Genomic DNA, 20,463 nt, shown 5'->3' with positions numbered 1-20,463 from the left:
AGGGCGGCGTGATTTAAGTGGTCAACTGCTGCTCAATAGCGTGTTGCGCCGCAATAATGTGCTGCCCGCCAAACAGATTTGCCCGATTGAGTAGATAATAGATTTGGTAGAGCGGCTGGCGTTCGATAAAGCCTTTATCCAGCGGCCAGACGTTTTGATAACCGTCATAGATTTGCGGCGGCAGTGAGGGGCTGAGGGGTAACATCGCCAAATCACACTCTCTGTCTCCCCAATAGCTGGCAGGATCGAACAGGAAACTGCCATCTTGATAACTGGCGCAGTTATCCGGCCAAAGGTCGCCGTGCAGCAGAGAGGGTTGCGGTTGGTGTCCGCCCAGTCTCGATTCCACCTGCATAATCAACGAATCAATATCACCGAAGTACATCCCTTTTTCGGCAGCCAACTGTAACTGCCAGCCAATGCGCTGTTCGGCAAAGAACGTGGCCCAACGCCGCTGCCAGCTATTAGGCTGCGGCGTGGTTGAGAGGTCATTATCAAAATCCAGACCAAACTGAGGCTGGTCGCTTCACTGATGCAGATGTGCCAGTTGCTCGCCGAGGCACCAAGCACTGTGAGCATCCAGCGGTTTGGGGGCGAGGTATTCCATCAGCAGAAAACTGTGGTCCCGCGAACTGCCGACGCCATACACAGCAGGGACACGCACGGTACGACTGCGTGCCAGCAGCGCAAGCTGATCGGCTTCAGCGGTGAATTTGGGCAACATCTCACGAATATCGCTCTTTACGAAAACATCATACTCCCCGTATTTGACCTGCCAGACGGTGTGCATCTCGCCAGCTTCACACGCCTGGTACTCGAAGATATCAGCGGTTCCACTATGTTCATCCAATAGCTTGCCGATTGCTTGCCACATAGCGCCACCCCCGTTGATGATGTTACGTAGAGATAGTTACCTTAGCGTATTCCTTATCAGTAAACCTGAAGCTGTCGCACAGCATGGGCAATCGCTGCTGCGTCTGAAACCTAGAGCAGTATAGCCTGAATCGTCAGCAGCGGGCTAAAAAACGCGCTATCGTCTCAAGACAACGCAGTCTGCGCGGTACGCTGACGTCGGGTACGAACCTGATGAATGGTCAAGGCCAGTGCGAAGAACAGCGCTTGCACCAACACAATACAGGGCCCTGTGGCACCATCCAGATAAAAACTGATCAGCGTACCGGTAACGCAGGAAAACACTGACACGCAGGTGGCGACGATCAGCATACCATCGAAGGTTTTACACACCATAAACGCGACGATACCGGGGGCGATAAGCATGGCGATGACCAAAATTACCCCAACGGCTTGCAGCGAGGCAACGATCGTCATCGCCAGCAGGCAAAGCAGACCGTAGTGGAGCCATTTGACCGGCAGGCCAATCACGCGGGCATGGTGCGGATCAAAGCAATAAAGCATCAGGTCACGGCGCTTGAGCATGACAATCACCAGCGTAACACCGGCAATCAGTAGGATTTGCGTCAACTCCTGTGCAGTGATCCCTAACACATTACCAAAAAGAATATGCGACAGATGTTGGTCGGAATCTACCCGAGCAAACATGACCAGCCCGAGGGCGAACATGCCAGAGAAAACGATACCCATCACGGTATCTTCTTTGACACGGCTATGCTCTTTCAGATAACCGGTGGCAAGCGCGCACAGCACGCCAGAAGCAAATGCGCCTACCGCAAAGGGAATACCGAGCAAAAATGCCACAACAATGCCGGGCAGTACGGCATGGGAGATGGCATCTCCCATTAAGGACCAGCCTTTAAGCACCAGATAGCAGGAGAGCACCGCACACACGACACCCGTGACGACGGCGGCCAGCAGTGCGCGTTGCATGAACGGATAGGCAAGCGGCTCCAGAATCCAATCAAACAGCAGGCTCATGAGAGATCTCCTTCTGTCGCACGGTGGCGCGCGCGCCGTGTTGCCAGCAAGCCATGTTTCGGGGCAAACAGAAACGCCAGCAGGAAAATCAGCGTTTGCAACGTGACAATCACTCCGCCCGTTGCGCCATCAAGATAAAAACTGAGATAGGCGCCTAACGCGCTGCTGATGGCACCGAGTCCAATGGCAATAATAATCAGTCTGCCAAAACGGTCGGTTAACAGGTAAGCGGTAACCCCTGGCGTGATCACCATAGCAATCACCAAAATGGCGCCTACGGTTTGCAGCGCGGCGACAGTGCAGGCGCTGAGCAGGGTAAAAAACAGGATTTTGAGTTTCAATGGCGATAAACCGATGGAACGGGCGTGGTTCTCATCAAAAAACACCGCCAACAGATCTTTCCACAGCACGCACATGATGATGAAAGTGATGCCGATGATAATTTCGACCTGAAGCACGTCCTCATCGGCAATGCCGAGGATATTGCCAAAAATAATCGACTGTACATTAACCGAGGTGGGGTTAAGGGAGATGATGAGCAGCCCGGCGGCAAAAAAAGTGGAAAAGATAAAACCAATAATGGCATCTTCACGCAAACGTGTAATGTGACGGATGAGCGTCATTGCCAAGGCGGCCAGCATTCCGGTAAAAAAAGCGCCTGCCGCATAGGGCAACCCCAGTGCGTAGGCTCCCGCGACGCCGGGCACCACTGAGTGGGAGAGGGCATCGCCCATCAGTGACCAGCCTTTGAGCATCAGGTAAGCGGAAAGAAAGGCACAGACACCGCCTACGATGGCACTCACCCAAATCGCCTTCACCATGTAGTTGTAATGGAACGGTTGCAACAAAAGTTCAAACATCTACGTTAGTTATCCTCTGGCCGGGAGCGGAATGCCGGTGTGTCGCTGGGGGGTGAACCATAGAAGACGGCAGGGCGTTCGTCATCGGTCAATACGGTGACGGTTCGGGCATCGTCGTCATCATGCAGGTGCTCGCCACCGAGATTAATATGACGCAGTACACCGCCAAAGGTTTTCTCCAGATTACTCTGAGTGAAGGTGGTCGCAGTAGGGCCGGCTGCCAGCACGGTGCGGTTGACCAGAATCACACTGTCGCAAAATTCAGGTACGCTGCCGAGGTTGTGGGTTGCTACCAAAATCAAATGCCCCTCATCGCGCAAGGTGCGCAGCAGATCGATAATGGCGTTTTCGGTTTTTACATCAACGCCGGTAAAGGGTTCATCCAACAGGAGCACACACCCTTGTTGCGCCAGCGCCCGCGCCAGGAAAACCCGCTTTTTTTGACCGCCGGAGAGTTCACCGATTTGGCGTTGACTCAGCGCACTCATGCCGACACGAGCCATGGCATCGTTTATCACGTCACGATCTTGCTGGCGCGGGATGCGCAAAAAGTTCATTTTGCCGTAGCGCCCCATCATCACCACGTCGGAAACCAGTACGGGAAAATTCCAGTCAACCTCTTCCGTTTGCGGCACATAGGCGATGAGATTTTTTTTCAACGCCTCACTGATAGCTTCACCGTTAAGACGGACCTGGCCCGAAGAGGGGTTCACCAGCCCCATGATGCTTTTGAATAGGGTGGATTTACCGCTGCCGTTGACCCCGACCAGAGCGCAGATCGTGCCGCCGCCCAGTGAAAATGACGCGTTTCGAATCGCCTGGTGGCCATTGCTGTACGTCACAGAAACATCGTCGACGGTGAGGGCTAATTCTGGTATACGACTCATTGATTGAATCCTTCGGCGATGGTGTTCACCGTGGTTTGCAGCAGATCCAGGTAGGTGGGAACCGGACCCTTTTCATTAGACAATGAGTCAACATACAACACGCCGCCATATTTCGCGCCGGTTTCTTTACTGACCTGCTTAGCCGGTTTATCAGAAATAGTGCTTTCACTAAACACCACCGGGATGTGTTTTTCACGCACGGTATCGATCACGAGACGTACCTGCTGGGGAGAACCCTGCTCATCAGCATTGATAGGCCACAGATAAACTTCGTTGAATTGATAATCGGTGGTGAGGTAACTAAAGGCCCCTTCGCTGGTGACGAGCCAACGCTGCGCTTCTGGAATCCGTGCCAAACGTTCACGCAGGGGGGCATCCAGTGCGGTGATTTTTTCTGCATAGGCTTTAGCATTACGGTTATAGATCTCCGCGTTATCAGGATCGTATTGCACCAGCCCCTTACGAATGTTCTCGACATAAATTAATGCGTTGCTGGGGGACATCCAGGCATGTGGGTTCGGGTTGCCGTTATAGGCCCCTTCACGGATCGGCAGTGGTGTTATCCCTTCTGTCACCGTAACCGCCGGGACATCTTTAATATTTTCAAAGAAGCGACTAAACCAGCGCTCCAGATTCAAACCGTTCCACAAGATAAGATCAGCGGATTGCGCCTTAACGATATCCCGCGGTGTGGGTTGGTAGTCATGGATCTCTGCACCTGGCTTGGTGATCGACTCAACGATAGCCGCCTCTCCCGCGATGTTCTGCGCGATATCCTGAATAATGGTAAAGGTGGTTACCACCTTGAGTTTGTCTTTGGCATTCGCTGGTGAAGCGAGAGTGAATGCGGCGAAGAGCGCCAGAGGCAGGGTAAGATTTACAATTCGAGAAGGGGTGAAGGCCTGAAAGAAACGCATAGACATATCCTTACAAGTCGCGATGGTTAATTATTAGATAAAAATAATTCTCAATCGCATTTAAGTCAAGCGTCTCTTGCGATAACTGCGACGCTGATACCCTGTGTTTATCCACTGCCGTGTGCTTTTAAGCGATCCTTGCATATCTTGAATGTTGCCTTGTTGTAAAATCGTGATTCTGGTTAACAAATCTTACTTAACGTAACGAATGACGTCTAACTGTTGCTGCTGTGTTTATGGTGTTTTTTCGTTGGACGCTAAATGCTCTCTGGCGGCACAACATGTATAAAAAAAATTGTTGATCGGCCGATATACCAAAAAGTGTGCAATGGAAGTATGCGATGTTGGGAGGGTATTCGCAATGGGAGCAAAATCAGAAAGGCGCTGGAAGATGGCCAGCATCATTCTCTTGGTAGTACTGGCGTTATTAGTTGGCGTAATGGTTCAAGGGTATTAATGAATCCTGGCGGGAGTAACCTGTGTCATAGGATGCATTTTCCTCCCGGTAGCATAATAATAAGGGTAATGCCTTCAAATAGTTGGCTTTTGTGATATTCTGCCGCTATTTGAGGTTTCCACGTGGTTACTGTTTTTGTTCATTGCCCTCGCTGCCATTCAGATAAAGTTTATCGACATGGCCTTAGTCCAACTAAGCGCGAACGCTTCCGGTGTCAGTGCTGTCGCCGTGTATTCCAGCTTACCTACCGCTATGAAGCGCGAAAGCCGGGAGTCAAAGAGCAGATCGTTGATATGGCCTTCAACGGTGCCGGTGTTCGCGATACCGCCAGAACGTTGAAAATCGGCATCAATACGGTCATCCGGGCTTTAAAAAGCTCTCGCCTCGCAGGATAACGTCTTCTCCCGTTGCTCACGCCGACGTCGCCCTTATCTGTGAACTTGATGAGCAATGGAGCTTCGTTGGCAGTAAGGCGCTACAGCACTGGCTCTGGTACGCTTACAATACCAAAACGGGCGGTGTTCTGGTCTACACTTTTGGCCCCCGAACCGATGAGACCTGCCGTGAATTGCTGGCTCTGTTGACACCGTTCAACATCGGCATGATTACCAGTGACAACTGGGGCAGCTATGCAAGAGAGGTTCCGAAGCAGAAAGATCTGACTGGCAAGATCTTCACGCAACGCATAGAGCGCAATAACCTGACGCTCCGTACCCGCATTAAACGACTGGCGCGTAAAACGATTTGCTTCTCGCGCTCCACGAAAAAGTCATCGGAGCCTTCATCGAAAAACACATGTTCTACTAATTGGAGTCATTACCGGCTTTGTTGAATAAATCAGAACTTGTAACGACTGTGCCCCAGGTCGATTGTTACGTGATGCGAATACTGTTCGGCATTCCTAATAGCGTGATCCGGTTAAGCACTTTGACCATCGCCATGGCTTCACCCACCTGAGCATCGTAGTCACGCAGACTTAGATGACTGTAGTGGCACACTGATACTGGCCACCTGATCGGAGGTGATATGCTCACCTCATCAACACGACAGGTGACCTCATGGGTAAACATTTTACGGCGGAATTTAAGCTCGAAGCCGCAAAGCTGGTTGTCGACCACGGCTACACATACGTTAAGGCCGCAGAGGCGGTTAATGTCAGCCATTCTGCCATTAGTCGCTGGGTCAATAAGCTTCGCCTTGAACGACAGGGAAAAACGCCAACGGGACTTCCTCTTACCCCTGAACAGCTCGAGCTGCGTGAGATGAAGAAAAAAGTCCAATGCCTTGAAATGGAGAACGAAATCCTAAAAAAGGCTACGGCGCTCTTAATGTCGGACTCACTCAACGGTTCACGGTAGTCGACAGGCTGAGGGCGCGATACCCGGTCACGGCGTTGTGCCAAACTTTTGAGGTACATCGCAGCAGCTACAGGCACTGGCAGGCTTCCGCTAATGAACCCGACGGTGAGCGCGTGGTTAAGTGTAGTCGCGTCATGGAAGCCTGGAACGCCAGCGGCGGCTCTGCCGGCGCTCGAAGTATCGCGACCATCGTCACCGGCAGCTCTGGTGTCAAAATGGGGCGCTGGCTGGCTGGCAAGCTGATGAAGGAGCTGGGTATCGCCAGCTGCCAGCGACCGGCTCACAAATACAAACGCGGCGGCAATGAACACGTTGAAATACCGAACTATCTCAACCGCCAGTTCGCGGTTACCGCGCCGGATCAGGTCTGGTGCGGCGATGTGACCTACATCTGGACGGGCAAATGCTGGGCTTACCTTGCGGTGGTGCTAGACCTGTTCGCCCGCAAACCGGTGGGCTGGGCCATGTCGACGTCGCCGGACTCGGCGCTGACAGTTAAAGCGTTGCAGATGGCCTGGGAACTCCGGGGACAACCAACAGGAGTCATGTTCCACAGCGACCAGGGCAGCCACTATACCAGCCGTCAATACCGGCAAGCCCTGTGGCGCTGCCGGATAAAGCAGAGTATGAGTCGGCGGGGTAACTGCTGGGATAATGCGCCAATGGAGCGGTTCTTCCGCAGCCTGAAGACAGAATGGGTGCCGACAAAGGGTTACAACAGCTTCAGCGAAGCCCAGGACGCGATTATCCGCTACATCACGGGGTATTACAGCGCTATCCGGCCTCACTGGTATAACGGCGGCTTAACTCCAAACGAATCTGAGCGACTGTTCTACATACAGTCTAATGCGGTGGCCAATATTAGTTGACCACTACACTTTCCCTTGTCGAGCAAATAACAGCGCTGGAATCAGAATTAAATCAGTCAATCAAAGCTGATGATACTGCACAGCGAATTATGACAATTCCAGGCGTCGGTCCGATTACTGCCAGCTTACTTTCATCACAGTTCGGCGATGGAAAACAATTTTCATGTAGCAGGGATTTTGCGGCTTCCACAGGGCTTGTACCGCGACAATACAGCACAGGAGGCAAACCGACTCTGCTGGGGATAAGCAAACGAGGTGATAAAAATTTACGCAAACTTCTGGTTCAATGTGCCCGCTCGTTCATGATGCGACTTGAATATCAGCAGGGCAGGCTTGCTGAATGGGTTCGGGGGCAACTCGATAACAAACATTCAAATATTGTCGCCTGTGCTCTGGCAAACAAACTGGCGCGAATAGCCTGGTCAATCACAACTAATCACAATGAATATCAGGCCTGATGTTATGTAGAACTAAATCAACAGACTGATTATTAAGTAATTAAACAGCAGTTACCTATCTGGTTTTGCGAAGACTGATTATTGATGACATGAACGGCATATCGACCTGCTGAAAAACCTGACGACAAAAATGGCTCACTGAAGCCGAGGGCCTTTTCAGGTTCACCAGGCGCGGAACTCATCGAGGCGCGGGCATCTCGCCCACAGAGACGCCGGATAGATTGAAGCAAGCCCACCATTAGTCAAAAATCAGTGTTGCAAAAATGGGGGTGACCATAGATTTGTCTGCCTTTCTCATTGCCGCCTATCCGCACGTGTTTTTATCGCTCTGTAGGAAAATATGTCCATGTTTTATCAATGCCCGCTCTGTCATCAGCCGTTACAGGCTAACGATCGCCAATGGTCATGCGGCACGCATCATTTCGATCGCGCCAGAGAAGGCTACGTCAATCTTCTACCGGTACAATTTAAGCGCTCCAAAATGCCCGGTGACAACGCAGAGATGATGCGTGCCCGTCGCCTTTTTCTGGATGCAGGTCATTATCAGCCGTTACAGGCTGCACTACTGCAACATATACATCGCGTGCTTGCACCGCAGGCGCAGTCACTGCTGGATATTGGCTGTGGTGAAGGGTATTACACCGGGGCATTGGCGGAGGCATTACCGGCAGTTCAGATTTTCGGCCTGGATATATCTAAGGCCGCTATTCAACGGGCCGCAAAACGCTATACGGCGGTTGAATTTTGTGTTGCCTCAAGCCGACGTTTACCGTTCGTGGATGCGACGCTGGATGGAATACTGAAAATTTATGCGCCCTGTGATGGGGAAGAGTTGGCGAGAACTGTAAAACCGCAAGGGTGGGTGATCACCGTTTCTCCCGGTCCGCGTCATTTGTATCAGCTTAAGGCCCAAGTCTATGATGCTGTCATGCTGCACCCGATAAAAGCAGAAGTGCTGCCGGGTTTTACGCTGCAAGCAGAGCACACGCTAGCGTATGAAATGTCCTTAGGCGGTGATGAGGCAGCGGCATTGTTGCAAATGACGCCCTTTGCCTGGCGCGCGTCGCAAGCGGTTAAACAGCAACTGTTGGATACCGAGCGCTTTGCATGTGAGACGGATTTCATTATCCGCTTTCATCAGAGAGATGTTGAGTAGCATTAAAAAAGGGAGCGCAGGCTCCCTTTTTATTAACGTGTGCTGATCAGGCAACGCTGAACAGGTGTTCGTAGAGAATATTGTTGCCAATACCAATCAACACCACACCGCCAAAGATTTCAGCTTTTTTCCCCATCAATGGACCGATGTAGCGGCCAATCATCATACCCAATGTCACCATAATCATGGTGGCGCAACCGATAACCATCGCGGTATGGAAGATATTGACTTGCAAGAAGACCAGACCTACACCGATGGCCATTGCATCGAGACTGGTGGCGATGGCGGTACAAACCAGGGCAAACAGCGTGTGGCGGCGTACTGGTTCATCGTCCTCGTTATGCGCGCTGCTTATGCCTTGCATAATCATGCGCCCACCCAGGATGACCAGCAGCGTGAAAGCCACCCAATGATCCCACTCAATGATGTATTGGCTGGCGAAGAAACCCAGCGCCCAACCGATAAGGGGGGTAATGGCTTCGACCAGCCCAAAGATTAATCCAGTGCGAATCGCGTCGCGAAAGCGTGGTTTATGCAGGACGGCACCTTTACCGATGGAAGCCGCAAAGGCATCCATGGACATGCCAAAAGCAAGAATAAGCGTAGCAGAAAGATTCATAGCAATAGCCTCGGCTGGGCGGTTCTCCATATTCACATGTCGCCTTCCCAACCTAAATAGGGGACATGTGTCTATGGTCTCGCCTGCATCACTGCCGCCCGCACCACGTTTTTACTATACCTGATGCCGTATATCCGCTTCTGCATGACGGAGATACTAGCAATCTTTCGGTATAAAACGAGTATGTTGATACGGGCATTTCTGAAACTGATATTCAGAAATTGGCTACTCCCCAAATGACGGCGCAACCTTACCATAATATTTATGCGTGAAACAACCGATAAAAAGCAGGGATTTTTTTATTATTGCTTTAAATATAATTGATAATTGTTTTCGTTATCATATACGGTGCCGTATTCACAAAATAATAACAGTGTTAACAGGGTTAAATATAACCATTTATCGTGTGGGAACTTACGTAATGAACTGGATATATCAAAAAGTGATTTATTTATTTTGTTGATTTTCAATCTAATGTAGCCCCCTGTAACACCAGACAGTAGCTGTATCTCCAGATAAGAGATAGGCTTAGATATATGTCTAACAATCATGCTAATTTTGAAATGACCGGGATCCTGTTAGGGCAAGAAGTCCGTAAGCGTAAAACTCCGCAAGAGAAAATCGCCATCATTCAGCAGACAATGGAGCCGGGGATGAACGTCTCCCATGTAGCCCGCCTGCATGGCATCCAGCCCAGCCTTTTGTTTAAGTGGAAGAAGCAATACCAGGAAGGAAGCCTCACCGCCGTTGCGGCCGGAGAAGAAGTGGTTCCAGCTTCGGCGCTGGCGACTGCCCTCAAGCAGGTCCGGGAGCTACAGCGCCTTCTGGGTAAGAAGACGATGGAAGTTGAGATCCTCAAAGAAGCAGTGGAGTACCGCCAGTCGCGAAAATGGATAGCGCACGCGCCCTTGTTGCCAAAGGACGGGGAATAGCTCTGGTCAGCCGCGCCATGAGCGTGTCGCGTGCGCAGCTGTCACTGCGGGTTAACCGTTCTGCCGACTGGCTGGACAGGCGCAGCAACCGGCGTAATGACGAAGCTGATGCTGAGATATTATCGGACATCCTCCGTATCATCAGCGACATGCCCAGTTACGGTTACCGCCGAGTGTGGAGTATCCTGGGTAAGCAACGTCGTGCAGAGGGACTTCCACCGGTGAACGCCAAACGGCTTTACAGGATAATGAGCGAGCATAACCTGCTGTTGTTGCATGATAAAACTGAACGTCCGAAGCGGGAGCATAAAGGCAAAATCGCGGTAGCAGAGAGCGATATGCGCTGGTGCTCAGATGGCTTCGAGTTCGGTTGTGACAACGGCGAGAAGCTGCGGGTGACGTTCGCACTGGACTGCTGCGACCGGGAGGTCATAGACTGGGCAGCGAGCACCAGGGGTTATGACAGTTCAACCGTGCAGCATGTGATGCTGAGGTCGGTGGAAAAACGCTTCGGTAGCGCGCTGCCGGATAAACCAGTGCAATGGCTGACGGATAATGGTTCAGCGTACACAGCGCATGAAACGCGGAAGTTCGCCAGAGAACTGAATCTGGAGCCCTGCACAACAGCAGTGAGCCGTCCACAGAGTAACGGCATGGCAGAACGGTTCGTGAAGACGATGAAGGAAGATTACATCGCCTTCATGCCAAAACCCGATGTGCGAACAGCGCTGAAGAACCTTGCAGCGGCGTTCAATCATTACAATGAAAACCATCCGCACAGTGCGCTGGGATACAACTCCCCAAGAGAATATCGGCGCCAGCGGGCATCGTTAACTTAAGAGACAAAAGCGGTCCGGAGATGGTGGGTCAAGATCACTCCAGTAAAAAAGCATGCATTTGGTTAGTCGTTTTAACGTTGTCTCTGACCAACGACTCCCTGACGCGATGCAAGGCTCGCATAGCCTGCTGAGCCTCAGTTCTTGGCTGCACAAACCGCATGGAAGGGCGTGATCCGGCTTCGCATATTGCTTCGGCATCAACGAAATCGTTCTTGTTGCTCTTGACAAAAGGGCGGACAAACTGCGGAGAGATCAACTTTACTTCATGCCCCAGCTCACTGATCCGACGAGCCATAAAATGGGCACCGGCGCAGGCTTCCATTACAACGGTAGTAGGTGTACACGTAGCCAAAAACTCGATGAGTTTGGTGCGGGTAAACTTTTTCCGCAGTAATGCCTTGCCTGATTTATCCTGACAATGAATGTGAAAAGAATGTTTGCCGAGATCGATACCAATAAGCGTGACGTTTTGCATGATGGCCTTCTCCATAAAGAAACACCCTGTCAGCGTACCGCTCACAGGGTGGGGGTGACCATCTCATTAGGCCAAACACGCGTTTTATCATCAGGACTGTGGTGATGGCCATATCTGAGTAGTGGAGCGGTCGTCCACGCCGTTCAGTAGTCGTTTTTTCCGTCCATGCAGCAATGGCTGATTCATCTAGCCATACGGTTAGAGAACCGCGCTGCTTGAGGGCCTTGTTATAGGAGGGACAGTTAGTGATTTTAAAATTTTGTTTTGCCATGGAGACCTGATGTTGAAACAACTATGGTGATCTGATCCGATGATTACCCAAATTTTCTATTTATTCAACAAAGCCAGTATGCTCCTGAGTCTTTGGGTTGAGCTAAACGCGTTATAGGGCGAAAAATAAAGGACGCGGCGTGAGTCACGGCGCGTCCGGTAGTTTATCACAGGCTCACTGACGATGAGCGGCGCACGCACCGCCCATCGCCGTTGCTGAGTGCTGTCGGTGTTAAACGCCCAGCAGCCCAATCCAGTAGCCAAAGATACCAATAGCAAAGAAGCCGATAATCAACCACAGTGCATTCACTTTGCGCCGTAACAACCACATACAGCCGAATGTCAGCAGCAGAGGCACCAAACCAGGCATCAATTGATCCAGGATCGATTGCACCGTGGTGACCGTGGTCTCACCGTTCTGATTAGTGACGCGCGAAACCACCATGGGGATATTTACATGGGTCCACTTGTTAACTAACGCCCCCATGACAAACAGGCCGAGAATAGATGCCCCCTCGGTCATCTTTTGCAGGAAGCCGCCGCCCATATCACTGACGATATCAATGCCTTTACGGTAACCGTAAGCCACGCCGTAATAGCGCACCAACAGACGTACCAGGTTAAACAGCACGAAGAACAAGATCGGGCCGAGCAGGCTGCCACTCATGGCGATACCCGCACCCAGCGCGGCAAACACCGGACGGGCGGTTCCCCAGAAAATCGGGTCGCCGACACCGGCCAACGGTCCCATCAGATGTATTAGCTCAGACCTGATCTGACAGTTACCGGTTATTTATACAGGTGTCTGTCAGATTAAATCTGGTTCAGATTTTTTTCTGCCCAGACTCGTTTACCATCAAGTAACGTGGCCATTGGCGTACGCCCGCAGCACATTTTACCCTGATGAGTTCGCTCATTATTGTAATGCCACAACCAGTTGTCCAGATCCTTTTGTAGACTTTCTAGGTCCTCGTATAACGTCTTACGGAACGCAACCTGATAAAAATCCTGCAAAATAGTTTTATGGAAGCGCTCGCAGATACCGTTTGTCTGCGGAGACATCGCTTTCGTTTTCGTATGGTCTATATCGTTGATAGCCAAGTACAGCTGATAGTCATGTTGTTCCACTTTACCGCAGTACTCCGTCCCCCTGTCCGTCAGTATTCTTAGCATTGGCAGCCCCTGAGCTTCGTAGAACGGCAGCACGCGATCATTGAGCAGGTCGGCGGCAGAGATCGGTGCTTTACTCGTGTAAAGCTTGCAGTGCGCCACTTTCGAGTACGTATCCACGAACGTCTGCTGGTAGATACGGCCAACACCTTTCAGATTACCCACGTAGAAGGTGTCCTGCGACCCCAGATAACCCGGGTGAGCACACCTCGTTATACACAAGTCCGCAACGCCTTATATGCCAAGGGTTAGCGGGCTGAAATAGGCAGCCGGTGGGGTTGTAAATGAAGTGAAACCGACGTGTACTATCGCCATTTACGGCGCTGAAAAATGACACGGGATTCAGATGGCTGGGCACACCAAGAACTGGAAGGGGGAAATCTTGGTGACACGAGGCTCAATAAGCGTGCCAAAGGGCTTTTGATACGGCTGGCTGAGAATCCGCAAGCCAGCATTCCGCATGCGTGCCTCGGATGGTCTGAGACGCTGGGTGCTTACCGCTTCATGGAGAACCAAGCATTCGAATGGCGAGACATTCTGTAGTGGTCAACTAATATTGGCCACCGCATTAGACTGTATGTAGAACAGTCGCTCAGATTCGTTTGGAGTTAAGCCGCCGTTATACCAGTGAGGCCGGATAGCGCTGTAATACCCCGTGATGTAGCGGATAATCGCGTCCTGGGCTTCGCTGAAGCTGTTGTAACCCTTTGTCGGCACCCATTCTGTCTTCAGGCTGCGGAAGAACCGCTCCATTGGCGCATTATCCCAGCAGTTACCCCGCCGACTCATACTCTGCTTTATCCGGCAGCGCCACAGGGCTTGCCGGTATTGACGGCTGGTATAGTGGCTGCCCTGGTCGCTGTGGAACATGACTCCTGTTGGTTGTCCCCAGAGTTCCCAGGCCATCTGCAACGCTTTAACTGTCAGCGCCGAGTCCGGCGACGTCGACATGGCCCAGCCCACCGGTTTGCGGGCGAACCGGTCTAGCACCACCGCAAGGTAAGCCCAGCATTTGCCCGTCCAGATGTAGGTCACATCGCCGCACCAGACCTGATCCGGCGCGGTAACCGCGAACTGGCGGTTGAGATAGTTCGGTATTTCAACGTGTTCATTGCCGCCGCGTTTGTATTTGTGAGCCGGTCGCTGGCAGCTGGCGATACCCAGCTCCTTCATCAGCTTGCCAGCCAGCCAGCGCCCCATTTTGACACCGGAGCTGCCGGTGACGATGGTCGCGATACTTCGAGCGCCGGCAGAGCCGCCGCTGGCGTTCCAGGCTTCCATGACGCGGCTACACTTAACCACGCGCTCACCGTCGGGTTCATTAGCGGAAGCCTGCCAGTGCCTGTAGCTGCTGCGATGTACCTCAAAAGTTTGGCACAACGCCGTGACCGGGTATCGCGCCCTCAGCCTGTCGACTACCGTGAACCGTTGAGTGAGTCCGACATTAAGAGCGCCGTAGCCTTTTTTAGGATTTCGTTCTCCATTTCAAGGCATTGGACTTTTTTCTTCATCTCACGCAGCTCGAGCTGTTCAGGGGTAAGAGGAAGTCCCGTTGGCGTTTTTCCCTGTCGTTCAAGGCGAAGCTTATTGACCCAGCGACTAATGGCAGAATGGCTGACATTAACCGCCTCTGCGGCCTTAACGTATGTGTAGCCGTGGTCGACAACCAGCTTTGCGGCTTCGAGCTTAAATTCCGCCGTAAAATGTTTACCCATGAGGTCACCTGTCGTGTTGATGAGGTGAGCATATCACCTCCGATCAGGTGGCCAGTATCAGTGTGCCACTACAGTTTGCGGATAAATGACAGTATTACCGCACAAAGGCAAAAATTGAGAAAACAATGCACCGGAAAGCGGTGCCGTAGCATCTTAATGGATGTTGGGATTACGCCAGATAGGGTAGAGAGCAGGAAAGCCTTCAATGTGTAAAGGAGAGCCATTATCAATATAACCCCAACGTCTGATTAACGTTCTCGTGCTAAATCTCGTACATTCTGCATAGCAAGGTGTGTTGTTTTTGTCCAGTATCGCATTCATTGTAGTGAATAACTGACTCACTTCATGACCTCCTCGCTGCGAGCGTTTTACCGCAAGAAGAGAAATATAATAGTGAGGTAGGCTTTTGGGATGGTAGTAGTCGAGTCCGTCTATCAGTTTCATCGCCATTTCATAGCGGTTGCCACATGCAACCCGCAATTGTGTATCGATTGCCCTGTGTTTCTGACTGGTCATTTCCATCGCGTCGGGCCGGAAATAAAGCAGAGCACCTGTATCATTTTCTGTAAGAAGCGTACCTCCATAATCGAAAGCAAGATCAACGTAAATACGAAAAAACTCATGTAACCTTTCAATACGACTTTCTGTATCGGGAAAGATAATTTGGTGTACAGGTTCTGTTGAGAATTCTGTAGCTAGCAGGTCACAAACCCTGTCCAAGTCGCTTTTCTTTGCATGTCTACATGTCATACAGGTCAATTCTTTTAAATAAAGTTAATGTGTAAAATGGATAATATTAAAATTTTATTGAAATGACAATCTAATGGCAGCTATACATTCATTATGTTAGTTGGTTATGTGTTTATATGTACTTGTGAGGGGCATGTAATGCACAATCAATCGAAATTATGTTTCGGAGGTAAATACACTAAATTAAGCTCAGAAGATAAACTAATAGCCTGTTTTACGTTCTTGACGCCCATTTTTTTTACCACGTTCCCTATGTGATATTTAACTGTACTGACCGATATATGGAGGTGGTGAGATATTTCAGGGTAGCTTTTCCCTCGAGTGCATAAGTAAAGTATTTCAGATTCTCGTATAGAAAGCGGTTTAATGTTATTTGTGTCTTTGTCACAATATGCTTTGAGCAACATATCATGGGTGTTAATCAATAACGATTGAAGTTCGCATTGATTTTCTTTAATTATTATCCCTGTGTTTTCCATTAAACATTTATCTATGTGCAGTGATAACACAACAAGATTATTTTTATGATCATGAAGTACAAAAGCATAGCCACTGACTATGTTATAAGGTTTAATCGGATCAAAGACACTTTTAATAGTCCACTGTGAATTTATTTTTATGTTTTCATCCCATGAAAATGATGTTATACGATTTAGTGCGTTGATAATGATTGGATCAATGTTTTGCGTGTTTTTATTGAGATAACTGACAATAAGTTTTTCAGGTAAGTTGCTGATTAATGAAATGTTATTGTTTTTTGCTTTGTTCATTATTGCATAAACGTATTTGATGGTTCCATATTTTGCGATTTTTTGATCTAAATAATCCTTTATGTATCTGTTTTTTTTAGTATCACTGTAAAAATTAGCACTCATGATATAATCTCTTTCCGTGACATTTAAATCGAGGGTATTTGACTGCTCCCCGGCCTGAAGGCCTAGGTTTCCCGGAGGCATTCTGATGAAAAATAGGCTACTATTTTTTTAAGTGTCAGAATCTAACTTTTATCACGCCATCGTTTTAAGCGATATGTAAAACTACCGATTGTTTAACAAATGTTTAGTAAGTTTTATGTTGGTGGTGTTATGGCATATGTGTTATTGGAACAAGTTGGGTCACTGTGCTTAGTGTCTTGTCCTGCATAGGTGTGTATGTAGTGGCACACTGATACTGGCCACCTGATCGGAGGTGATATGCTCACCTCATCAACACGACAGGTGACCTCATGGGTAAACATTTTACGGCGGAATTTAAGCTCGAAGCCGCAAAGCTGGTTGTCGACCACGGCTACACATACGTTAAGGCCGCAGAGGCGGTTAATGTCAGCCATTCTGCCATTAGTCGCTGGGTCAATAAGCTTCGCCTTGAACGACAGGGAAAAACGCCAACGGGACTTCCTCTTACCCCTGAACAGCTCGAGCTGCGTGAGATGAAGAAAAAAGTCCAATGCCTTGAAATGGAGAACGAAATCCTAAAAAAGGCTACGGCGCTCTTAATGTCGGACTCACTCAACGGTTCACGGTAGTCGACAGGCTGAGGGCGCGATACCCGGTCACGGCGTTGTGCCAAACTTTTGAGGTACATCGCAGCAGCTACAGGCACTGGCAGGCTTCCGCTAATGAACCCGACGGTGAGCGCGTGGTTAAGTGTAGCCGCGTCATGGAAGCCTGGAACGCCAGCGGCGGCTCTGCCGGCGCTCGAAGTATCGCGACCATCGTCACCGGCAGCTCCGGTGTCAAAATGGGGCGCTGGCTGGCTGGCAAGCTGATGAAGGAGCTGGGTATCGCCAGCTGCCAGCGACCGGCTCACAAATACAAACGCGGCGGCAATGAACACGTTGAAATACCGAACTATCTCAACCGCCAGTTCGCGGTTACCGCGCCGGATCAGGTCTGGTGCGGCGATGTGACCTACATCTGGACGGGCAAATGCTGGGCTTACCTTGCGGTGGTGCTAGATCTGTTCGCCCGCAAACCGGTGGGCTGGGCCATGTCGACGTCGCCGGACTCGGCGCTGACAGTTAAAGCGTTGCAGATGGCCTGGGAACTCCGGGGACAACCAACAGGAGTCATGTTCCACAGCGACCAGGGCAGCCACTATACCAGCCGTCAATACCGGCAAGCCCTGTGGCGCTGCCGGATAAAGCAGAGTATGAGTCGGCGGGGTAACTGCTGGGATAATGCGCCAATGGAGCGGTTCTTCCGCAGCCTGAAGACAGAATGGGTGCCGACAAAGGGTTACAACAGCTTCAGCGAAGCCCAGGACGCGATTATCCGCTACATCACGGGGTATTACAGCGCTATCCGGCCTCACTGGTATAACGGCGGCTTAACTCATATCGTTATACACATCTTTTGGCCATTTTTTGAACAGGATGCTCAGAACCCCGTGAATTAAGGCATTCAAGCCATCCCATTGGCTTTTTGAGGTTCAAAATGCCACTCTGAGATAAACCCGTAACTCATTGATTAAACAGTGCGTTAGAAAGATGTGTATAACGATATGGGCTTAACTCCAAACGAATCTGAGCGACTGTTCTACATACAGTCTAATGCGGTGGCCAATATTAGTTGACCACTACAAGTGCAGCGATTTGAGCATCAGTAAGTACAATGCCTTCTCTGGCAACTTTTTCCTCAAGTGCCTTCAGGCGCTTACGAAAGTTTTCCAGATCGTGTCGTTGCCAGATGGAGCGCACACCGCTGCCAGAAATGAAGACGCCTTTTTTACGCAGCTCATTACTGGTCCGGTGCTGGCCATGAGCCGGGAACTCAATGGCGTAATCAACAACCGCACGTTCAGTGGCTTCATCAGCACGGTTTTTCAGGTTGGGAACCCGGCGGTTTTGGTTAACCAGAGCGTCAATGCCGCCTTCTGCCGCCAGTTCCTGATAGCGATAAAACGTGTCGCGTGACACACCCATGATTTTACAGGCTTTTGATACGTTACCGAGTTCTTCGGCGAGATTGAGCAGGCCGGCTTTGTGTTTGATGATGGGATTGTTAGTATGAAGCATGAGAGTTACCTCGTGTTTTGTATAAGGATTCGACACCCATATCAAAACCGGTAACTCTCAACCTTTCAAGGTCCAGTGTCAGATCAAGTCGCGATTAATACTGCATATTCGCATCGTGATCGATCAGTGATTCGCATGACAATCGATCACGATTTCGCATCTAAGGTCGATCACTGATTCGCGTCGTATCGATCACTCCGGGACTTAACTCTTCTAACCTCCTCTCCGTTCGCAGTTTCTACTGAAATGGAGATAACGATGGCCAGAAAGAGAAAAAGCAGGAGTCCCATGGAGACTTGTCTTCAGATCTTCAAACTCAAATTTGAGTGCAACCAGTCTAATCGCACCATCGCCGCTGCTCTTAGGGTCAGCCCTTCCACAGTTTATGAGGTGCTCTCCCGTTTTACCGCCGCATCGCTGTCGTGGCCATTGCCTGATGCGCTCTTGCCAGAAAAACTGGAAAAGATGCTGTTCCCCACCCGCAGAATGCGCACCTCGGAGCTTATCGCGCCAGACTGGCTGTATATCGATACCGAGCTAAGACGGCCAGGGGTTACCAGGCAGCTGTTGTGGATAGAATACAGCACCGAAACCGGAGAAATGGCGCTGGGCTACTCTCAGTTCTGCCGTTGTTATCGCCAATGGAAGAAATGCCAGAAACGCTCGATGCGCCAGACCCACCGTGCCGGTGAGAAGCTGTTCATCGACTTCTGCGGGCCCACGGTGCCGGTATCCGACCCCGATACGGGAAATGTGCGCCGGGTCGCCATCTTCGTCGCTGTCATGGGAGCGTCAAATTATACCTATGCAGAAGCCTGCCCCGGTCAGGACATGATGAGCTGGCTGAATGCTAACAGCCACTGCCTGACCTTCCTCGGCGGCGTTCCAGCCCTGCTGGTACCCGATAATCTGCGTAGCGCGGTGAGCAAAGCAGATCGCTACGAGCCGGTCATCAACGACAGCTATCAGTCTTTGGCCTCGCATTACAGCACGGTAGTGATGCCAGCCAGACCCTACAAACCGAAAGACAAGGCCAAAGTGGAAAACGGCGTCCTGCTGGTCGAAAGGTGGCTCCTGGCGCGAATACGCAATGAAACCTTCCATACGATGCATGCGCTCAACGTCAGGCTCAGTGAGCTGATGACCGAGCTGAATAACCGGCCAATGAAAGGTTATGGGGGCCAGAGCCGAGCGCAGCGCTTTGCGCTGCTCGATGCGCCGTGCCTGCAGCCGTTGCCAGCCATGCCCTATGAATACACCGAATACCGTGCGGTGAAGGTCGCTCCTGACTATCACGTCGAATACGACCGCCACTGGTACTCCGTTCCCCATGAGCTGGTTGGTGAAAGGCTGTCGGTAAAAGCGGGTCAGACGTTGGTCCAGGTCTGGCATAAGGGCCGCTGCGTGGCTCAGCACCCTCGCAGCGATCGGCAGTACAGCCACAGCACGAATCCGGCACACATGCCGGTCAATCACCGCGGGCACAGCAGCTGGACACCTGAAAAGCTGCTGGATAATGCCGCGAGAACCGGCAAGGCGACCCGGCAGGTGGTGGAAGCGATGCTAAACGCGAAGAATCATCCTGAGCAGGCTTATCGGGCTGTTCTCGGCCTACTGTCGCTCCAGAAAAAATACGGTGCCGAACGGCTGGAAAAAGCCTGTGACAAGGCCTGCGGGCTGAACCATCCGGAAAGGCGTTTTATCGAGAATCAGCTGCGTCACAACAGGGAGGGCATCGGAGAAACAGTTAAAGGAAATAGAGAGTTACAGCTTCCACTGGAGCACGAGAATCTGCGTGGTCCAAAATATTACCACTGAAAAA

At 50.8% G+C, this 20,463-nt stretch carries 15 protein-coding genes and 9 pseudogenes; 8 read left to right on the top strand and 16 right to left on the bottom strand.

Features of this window, described 5'->3' with window-relative positions:
- Positions 1–13 precede the first annotated feature (13 nt).
- The 6 genes and pseudogenes from ACWWJF_RS23630 to ACWWJF_RS23605 form a co-directional block, all read right to left on the bottom strand.
- Positions 14–874 (bottom strand): annotated as a pseudogene (locus ACWWJF_RS23630) (fructosamine kinase family protein).
- Between the two features lie 164 nt (positions 875–1,038).
- A complete protein-coding gene (locus ACWWJF_RS23625; RefSeq protein ID WP_455870727.1) occupies positions 1,039–1,893 on the bottom strand; it encodes a metal ABC transporter permease in 855 nt (284 codons plus the stop codon).
- Positions 1,890–2,753 (bottom strand): metal ABC transporter permease, encoded by an 864-nt coding sequence (locus ACWWJF_RS23620; RefSeq protein WP_455870726.1) that lies wholly within the window; start codon positions 2,751–2,753, stop codon positions 1,890–1,892. Before ACWWJF_RS23620 ends, ACWWJF_RS23625 begins: the two co-directional genes overlap by 4 nt.
- A 5-nt stretch (positions 2,754–2,758) precedes the next feature.
- A complete protein-coding gene (locus ACWWJF_RS23615; RefSeq protein WP_455870725.1) occupies positions 2,759–3,640 on the bottom strand; it encodes a manganese/iron ABC transporter ATP-binding protein in 882 nt (293 codons plus the stop codon).
- Positions 3,637–4,563: a metal ABC transporter substrate-binding protein gene (locus ACWWJF_RS23610; protein ID WP_455870724.1), complete on the bottom strand. Its 927-nt coding sequence runs from the start codon at positions 4,561–4,563 to the stop codon at positions 3,637–3,639. Before ACWWJF_RS23610 ends, ACWWJF_RS23615 begins: the two co-directional genes overlap by 4 nt.
- Positions 4,564–4,791: 228 nt before the next feature.
- Positions 4,792–4,962: a hypothetical protein gene (locus ACWWJF_RS23605; RefSeq protein ID WP_455870723.1), complete on the bottom strand. Its 171-nt coding sequence runs from the start codon at positions 4,960–4,962 to the stop codon at positions 4,792–4,794.
- A gap of 174 nt (positions 4,963–5,136) precedes the next feature.
- Between ACWWJF_RS23605 and ACWWJF_RS23600 the strand changes: the two are divergent.
- Positions 5,137–5,821 (top strand): annotated as a pseudogene (locus ACWWJF_RS23600) (IS1 family transposase).
- Positions 5,822–5,886: 65 nt separating this feature from the next.
- On the opposite strand, the pseudogene ACWWJF_RS23595 reads toward ACWWJF_RS23600, so the two are convergent.
- Positions 5,887–5,997 (bottom strand): annotated as a pseudogene (locus ACWWJF_RS23595) (IS5/IS1182 family transposase); the annotation flags it as partial.
- Positions 5,998–6,072: 75 nt separating this feature from the next.
- Here ACWWJF_RS23595 and ACWWJF_RS23590 point away from each other — a divergent pair.
- The 3 genes and pseudogenes from ACWWJF_RS23590 to rlmA all read left to right on the top strand — a co-directional run bounded on the left by ACWWJF_RS23590 (position 6,073) and on the right by rlmA (position 8,855).
- A protein-coding gene (locus ACWWJF_RS23590) for an IS3 family transposase (RefSeq protein WP_455868400.1) occupies positions 6,073–7,241 on the top strand; the annotation gives its coding sequence in 2 pieces (ribosomal slippage) (positions 6,073–6,328 and positions 6,328–7,241; 1,170 coding nt in all).
- A 14-nt stretch (positions 7,242–7,255) separates the two neighbouring features.
- Positions 7,256–7,699 (top strand): annotated as a pseudogene (locus tag ACWWJF_RS23585) (IS110 family RNA-guided transposase); the annotation flags it as partial.
- A 346-nt stretch (positions 7,700–8,045) separates the two neighbouring features.
- Positions 8,046–8,855 carry a 23S rRNA (guanine(745)-N(1))-methyltransferase gene (rlmA, locus tag ACWWJF_RS23580; RefSeq protein ID WP_455871235.1) on the top strand — a complete coding sequence of 270 codons (810 nt, stop codon included), beginning with the start codon at positions 8,046–8,048 and terminating at the stop codon, positions 8,853–8,855.
- 46 nt (positions 8,856–8,901) lie between these two features.
- Here rlmA and mntP read toward each other — a convergent pair whose 3' ends face one another.
- Entirely contained in the window at positions 8,902–9,474 is a 573-nt protein-coding gene (gene mntP / locus ACWWJF_RS23575) for a manganese efflux pump MntP (protein ID WP_455871234.1), read from the bottom strand.
- A gap of 563 nt (positions 9,475–10,037) precedes the next feature.
- Here mntP and ACWWJF_RS23570 point away from each other — a divergent pair.
- A protein-coding gene (locus ACWWJF_RS23570; RefSeq protein WP_455871233.1) for an IS3 family transposase occupies positions 10,038–11,245 on the top strand; the annotation gives its coding sequence in 2 pieces (ribosomal slippage) (positions 10,038–10,359 and positions 10,359–11,245; 1,209 coding nt in all).
- A gap of 37 nt (positions 11,246–11,282) precedes the next feature.
- Here the strand turns inward: ACWWJF_RS23570 and ACWWJF_RS23565 are convergent.
- From ACWWJF_RS23565 to ACWWJF_RS23550, 4 pseudogenes are all read right to left on the bottom strand, one after another.
- A pseudogene (locus ACWWJF_RS23565) lies at positions 11,283–11,720 on the bottom strand (IS110 family RNA-guided transposase); the annotation flags it as partial.
- A 67-nt stretch (positions 11,721–11,787) separates the two neighbouring features.
- Positions 11,788–11,991, bottom strand: a pseudogene (locus ACWWJF_RS23560) (transposase); the annotation flags it as partial.
- Between the two features lie 231 nt (positions 11,992–12,222).
- Positions 12,223–12,750 (bottom strand): annotated as a pseudogene (locus ACWWJF_RS23555) (PTS system mannose/fructose/sorbose family transporter subunit IID); the annotation flags it as partial.
- Between the two features lie 53 nt (positions 12,751–12,803).
- Positions 12,804–13,364, bottom strand: a pseudogene (locus ACWWJF_RS23550) (integrase core domain-containing protein); the annotation flags it as partial.
- Between the two features lie 126 nt (positions 13,365–13,490).
- Here ACWWJF_RS23550 and ACWWJF_RS23545 point away from each other — a divergent pair.
- Entirely contained in the window at positions 13,491–13,703 is a 213-nt protein-coding gene (locus ACWWJF_RS23545; protein ID WP_455870722.1) for an IS4/Tn5 family transposase DNA-binding protein, read from the top strand.
- A 3-nt stretch (positions 13,704–13,706) separates the two neighbouring features.
- Here ACWWJF_RS23545 and ACWWJF_RS23540 read toward each other — a convergent pair.
- From ACWWJF_RS23540 to ACWWJF_RS23530, 3 genes are all read right to left on the bottom strand, one after another.
- Positions 13,707–14,875, bottom strand: a protein-coding gene (locus ACWWJF_RS23540; protein ID WP_455870721.1) for an IS3 family transposase whose coding sequence is annotated in 2 segments (ribosomal slippage) — positions 13,707–14,620 and positions 14,620–14,875 — 1,170 coding nt in all. Because the reading frame shifts where the segments join, the coding sequence is not laid out codon by codon here.
- A 153-nt stretch (positions 14,876–15,028) separates the two neighbouring features.
- Positions 15,029–15,397 carry a hypothetical protein gene (locus ACWWJF_RS23535; protein WP_455870720.1) on the bottom strand — a complete coding sequence of 123 codons (369 nt, stop codon included), beginning with the start codon at positions 15,395–15,397 and terminating at the stop codon, positions 15,029–15,031.
- A gap of 374 nt (positions 15,398–15,771) precedes the next feature.
- The gene (locus ACWWJF_RS23530) at positions 15,772–16,581 is read right to left on the bottom strand and encodes an autoinducer binding domain-containing protein (RefSeq protein WP_455870719.1); all 810 of its coding nucleotides are present in this window, start codon (positions 16,579–16,581) and stop codon (positions 15,772–15,774) included.
- A gap of 269 nt (positions 16,582–16,850) precedes the next feature.
- Here ACWWJF_RS23530 and ACWWJF_RS23525 point away from each other — a divergent pair.
- Positions 16,851–18,022, top strand: a protein-coding gene (locus ACWWJF_RS23525) for an IS3 family transposase (protein ID WP_455870718.1) whose coding sequence is annotated in 2 segments (ribosomal slippage) — positions 16,851–17,097 and positions 17,097–18,022 — 1,173 coding nt in all. Because the reading frame shifts where the segments join, the coding sequence is not laid out codon by codon here.
- A gap of 184 nt (positions 18,023–18,206) precedes the next feature.
- Here ACWWJF_RS23525 and ACWWJF_RS23520 read toward each other — a convergent pair.
- Positions 18,207–18,641 (bottom strand): annotated as a pseudogene (locus tag ACWWJF_RS23520) (helix-turn-helix domain-containing protein); the annotation flags it as partial.
- Positions 18,642–18,929: 288 nt separating this feature from the next.
- On the opposite strand from ACWWJF_RS23520, the gene istA reads away from it, so the two are divergent.
- On the top strand, positions 18,930–20,459 hold the full coding sequence (gene istA / locus ACWWJF_RS23515; protein ID WP_455868672.1) for an IS21 family transposase: 1,530 nt from the start codon (positions 18,930–18,932) through the stop codon (positions 20,457–20,459).
- Positions 20,460–20,463: the final 4 nt, after the last annotated feature.

It is taken from the genome of Symbiopectobacterium sp. Eva_TO, assembly GCF_053848865.1.
Note: the sequence above shows the minus strand (reverse complement) of the source record. Positions and strands in the feature narration are given on the sequence as shown.